This window comes from Geomobilimonas luticola, from assembly GCF_018476905.1.
Classification (GTDB): Bacteria; Desulfobacterota; Desulfuromonadia; order Geobacterales; family Geobacteraceae; genus Geomobilimonas; species Geomobilimonas luticola.
The window spans coordinates 1-3,659 of the sequence record NZ_JAHCVK010000023.1; the positions used below are offsets into that span (position 1 = coordinate 1).

General features: G+C 67.0%; 2 protein-coding genes. Both read right to left on the reverse strand.

The window, feature by feature from the left end:
• Window positions 1-52: 52 nt before the first annotated feature.
• Entirely contained in the window at window positions 53-874 is an 822-nt protein-coding gene (locus tag KI810_RS17130) for a cytochrome c3 family protein (protein WP_214176788.1), read from the reverse strand.
• Between the two features lie 38 nt (window positions 875-912).
• Window positions 913-3,659 (reverse strand): hypothetical protein (locus KI810_RS17135; RefSeq protein WP_214176789.1); only part of this gene is annotated, 2,747 nt, incomplete at its 5' end.

The following is a 3,659-nucleotide window of genomic DNA, read 5'->3' on the forward strand; positions in this document are numbered from 1 at the left end:
ATAGCCCACGATTGTCTTCATAACAGGCTCCAGGTAGTGGAATGGGAACCGTTTACTTGTTGTGGCAGGACAGGCAGAGTCCGCTGTTGTCGTTGCTTAAGACCAGGAACGGGCGCAGCTTGACGTCCCCCACATACGTCCCCCCCGGCCCGTTGGGGTTGTTGCCGATGTAGCCGTAGGCCACGTGGGGGTCATGGCAGCTGGAGCATTCCAGCCGTTTCTCCGGACCGAAGAAGCGGATGGCCGGGTCAACGAGGCCGGCGGGATGCAGTACACCGCCCCCCTTCTCTGTCTGGGCATCCGTGTAGGAGAAGGAGATGGGATGGTCGTCCATGAGGTTGGACCCGGCATAGTTGTCGGTGTTGATGTCGTCCAGTTTGCCAAGGTTGGCGCCGTAGCGCCCCATCTTGCTGAAGTACCCCATGTTGAGCGGACCACCCGTATCCGGGTTGTCCAGGAGGCCGCCGATGCTGATGGTGGTGGTCGGGTTCACCAGGACGTTGACAGCGGTCCGCCCGTCATGACAACTCAGGCAGAGCAGGGATTCGGGGCCGGGAGTCGCGGCACTCCGGGCCGCATTGGACAGGCTCCCGGAGGAGTACAGGTCGTAGGTGAAGCCGCTGGGCATGACTTTGTTCCAGAGGGGAACCGCCGGCTTGGCGTTGTGGGGGGTATGGCAGAAGATGCAGACCTGGGTGGTCCCCCCGGATGCCGGGTCGTCGGCGATGTAGTTGCGGGAGTCCACCCCCGCCACCGGATAGGTGTTGGACATGTTATGGACGGTGTACCGTACGTTGCCGTCCAGGCTGAAGCCGTTTTGCGCACTGGTCAGAAGCAGTGCCGTGCCGATCAGGATGAGTGCCGCTTTCTTCATGTATATCCCTTCCCGCGTGAATGTGATCTAGGTGATGATTACCAGCTCTTGAGACCGACCGCCCGGCGCAGGATCAGCAGGGCGTCGACCAGTTCTATCTTGCCGTTGGGGTTGGGCCGCCCGGCAAGGAGTGGTCCGATGTCGCCGTGGGCCAGCTGGTCGGCCGTGGGAACGGCGTCCCTGGTGACGATCCGGATGGCCAGCAGGGCGTCGGCCATGGTGACGCTCCCGTCGCCGGTGAGGTCGCCGTCGGGCTCGTGGACCACGAGTCCCCGGCTGCTCAGGTTGCCGGCCGCATCGACGGCGGTGATCCGCAGGGTGGCCGGATCGTAGCTGATGCCGGCCAGGTCGGCGCTCCAGGCGGTGCTCTCGGTGGTGACCCGGCCGACCGGACCGGTCCCGTCTCCTACCGTGACGGACGCTCCCGCTTCGACGGTGCCGCTCAGCCGCTCCGGATAGTAGCCGGTTACGGGGTTGACGGTGAGGACCGGCGGGGTGATGTCGTAGCTGATGTTCCGGCTGGTGCTGCTGACGTTGCCGGCGGCGTCGGTGGCGGTGAGGCTGACGGCATGGGGGCCTTCGGCCACAAACTCCAGTGACAGGCTGAACTCTCCCCCGTTCAGGGTCAGCGGCACGCTCTGGCCGTTGACGCTGGCGCTCAGGGTGAAGGAGGTGGCATCGCTGGCCGACCCGGCGAGCATGAGGTTCGGGCTGGCGCTGGCCAGGTCCTGACCCGGCTGGCTGATGGCGATGACGGGGGCTTCCCGGTCGAGGATGATGCTCCGCTTGAGGCTGGAACTGTTGCCGTACCGGTCGGTGGCGCCGATGAGGATGGTGTTGAGCCCGGCACCCAGCTTGACGTCGGCCTGCCACCCGTTGTCGGTGCTCGCGGCGGCAATGCCGTTGACGGTGACGCTGGCCGGCTTGTCGGTGGTGCCGCTGAGGGTGATGGTCTCCTGGCTGGTGGCGGCGTTGTCGGCAGGTGCGGTGACGGTGATGACCGGCAGGCTGGTGTCGAAGTGGACGGTGCGTCGGTCGATGCTGACGTTGCCCGCCAGGTCGCTGGCGGCGACGACGATGCTGTTGGCTCCGCCGCTCAGGGTGACGGCGCTGCTGAACCGGTCGCCGGTGAGGACCACCGGCTCGCCGTTGACGGTGACTTTGTCGAGCCAGGGATCGCTGACGGTGCCGCTGATGTTCTGGGTCGGGGTGCTGGTGTAGCTGTCGTCGGCTATGGCGGAGACGCTCAGGGCCGGGGCGGTGCTGTCGAGGACGATGGTGGTGACGACGGTGGCCGTCGCGCTCTCCGGCTGGCGGGCAGTGACGGTGATGGTGTTCGCGCCGGGGAGAAGGGGGACGGTCCCGCTCCAGCTGTCACCTTCTACCTGGCCGGCAACGGTGCCGTTCCGGTCGTTGCCGATGGTGACCAGGGCCCCGGCGGATACGCTGCCGCCGATGGTCTGGCTGCTCTGGGGGGTGTAGCTGGCGATCCGGGTGATAGCGAGCTGGGGCGCGGGCAGCAGGCGGGTGACGGTGACGCTCTGACTGGCGTTACCCGCCAGGTTCCGGGCCGCGACGGCGATGGTGTTCTGGCCGGTGGGCAGGTTGTCGATGACGGCACTCCAGCTGGTGGCGCTCGGGTAGGTGACCGGGCCGGCCATGGCCGGCGGGGCGACGCTGAGGCTGACGCTGGCCCCCTCTGTCATGCTGCCGCCGAGGCTGAGGCTGGAAACGGTGATCTCGGCGGGAACCGGGTCGATGCCCAGGCCGGGCAGGGGAAGCCCTGCCGGGTCGATGCCGCCGTCAATCCCGTAGACGGTGACGTTGCCGTAGCCGTTGACCGCCAGAAGCCGCCCGCTGGCCGCGTCGAACTGCAGGTCGGACGGAACCATCAGCTGGCCGTTGCCGCTGCCGTAGCCGCCGATAAAGCTTAAGAAGCCCCCCGCCACCGGCCGGCCGTTGACGGTGGTGCTGGCCCCCGGGTCGATCGCCTGGATGTTCCCCTGGTAGGTGTCGACTACGTAGAGCCGCTGCAAGGCCCCCCCGGCGTAGTCGAATGCCACCCCCTGCGGGGCGGTGAACTTGAGCGGCCCGGACCCCAGGCTGCCGATTACCCGCACCGGCTGCGACGTCGCACTGAGCCCCGCCACGGCGTAAAAAACGATCCGTCCGTTCAGGGTGTCGGCTATGGCCAGCTGCCGGCTCTGTTTCTCGAAGGCGATGGCGGTCGGCATGTTGAACCGCGCCAACGGCGCCCCCCCGTCGCTGTATACGATCCCCTGGGCAAGGCCGAAGCTCCCGAACCTGAACAGCGGTGCACCACCCGCGGAGAATACCTGCACGCAGTTGGCACCGCTGTCGGTGACGTAGATGGTCCCCGTGTCGTCTACGGCAATCCCGGTGGCCGCCTTGAACGGACCTTCCGACGGCACCAGGCGACGCAGCTCCTCTCCGCCCCCCCCAAGCACCGCCACGTAACTCCCCCGGCTCACCAGAAGGCTGCCGTCCGCTCCCACTCCTACCCCGGCCGGTGCCCCACCCCTGCCGATCACCCGCACCAGGCGCCCCGCCGGCGTATACTCCAGGACACCGCCAACTCGCGGGTCAGCCACGTACAGCGACCCATCGCCCCCAACCGCCAGCCGCACCGGTGTCCGCAAACCCTCACCTATCGCCCCAAATACCCTCACCTGCGGCGCTACCGCTCCACTCGCAACACCCCCCTGCCATATCACCTGCACCACTAGCGCTATCACCGTTACGGTAAAGAGGTTTCTCATTACGG

Coding starts and splice junctions, on each gene's coding strand:
- KI810_RS17130 (WP_214176788.1), bottom strand. CDS start 874: ATGAAGAAAGCGGCACTCATCCTGATCGGCACGGCACTGCTTCTGACC.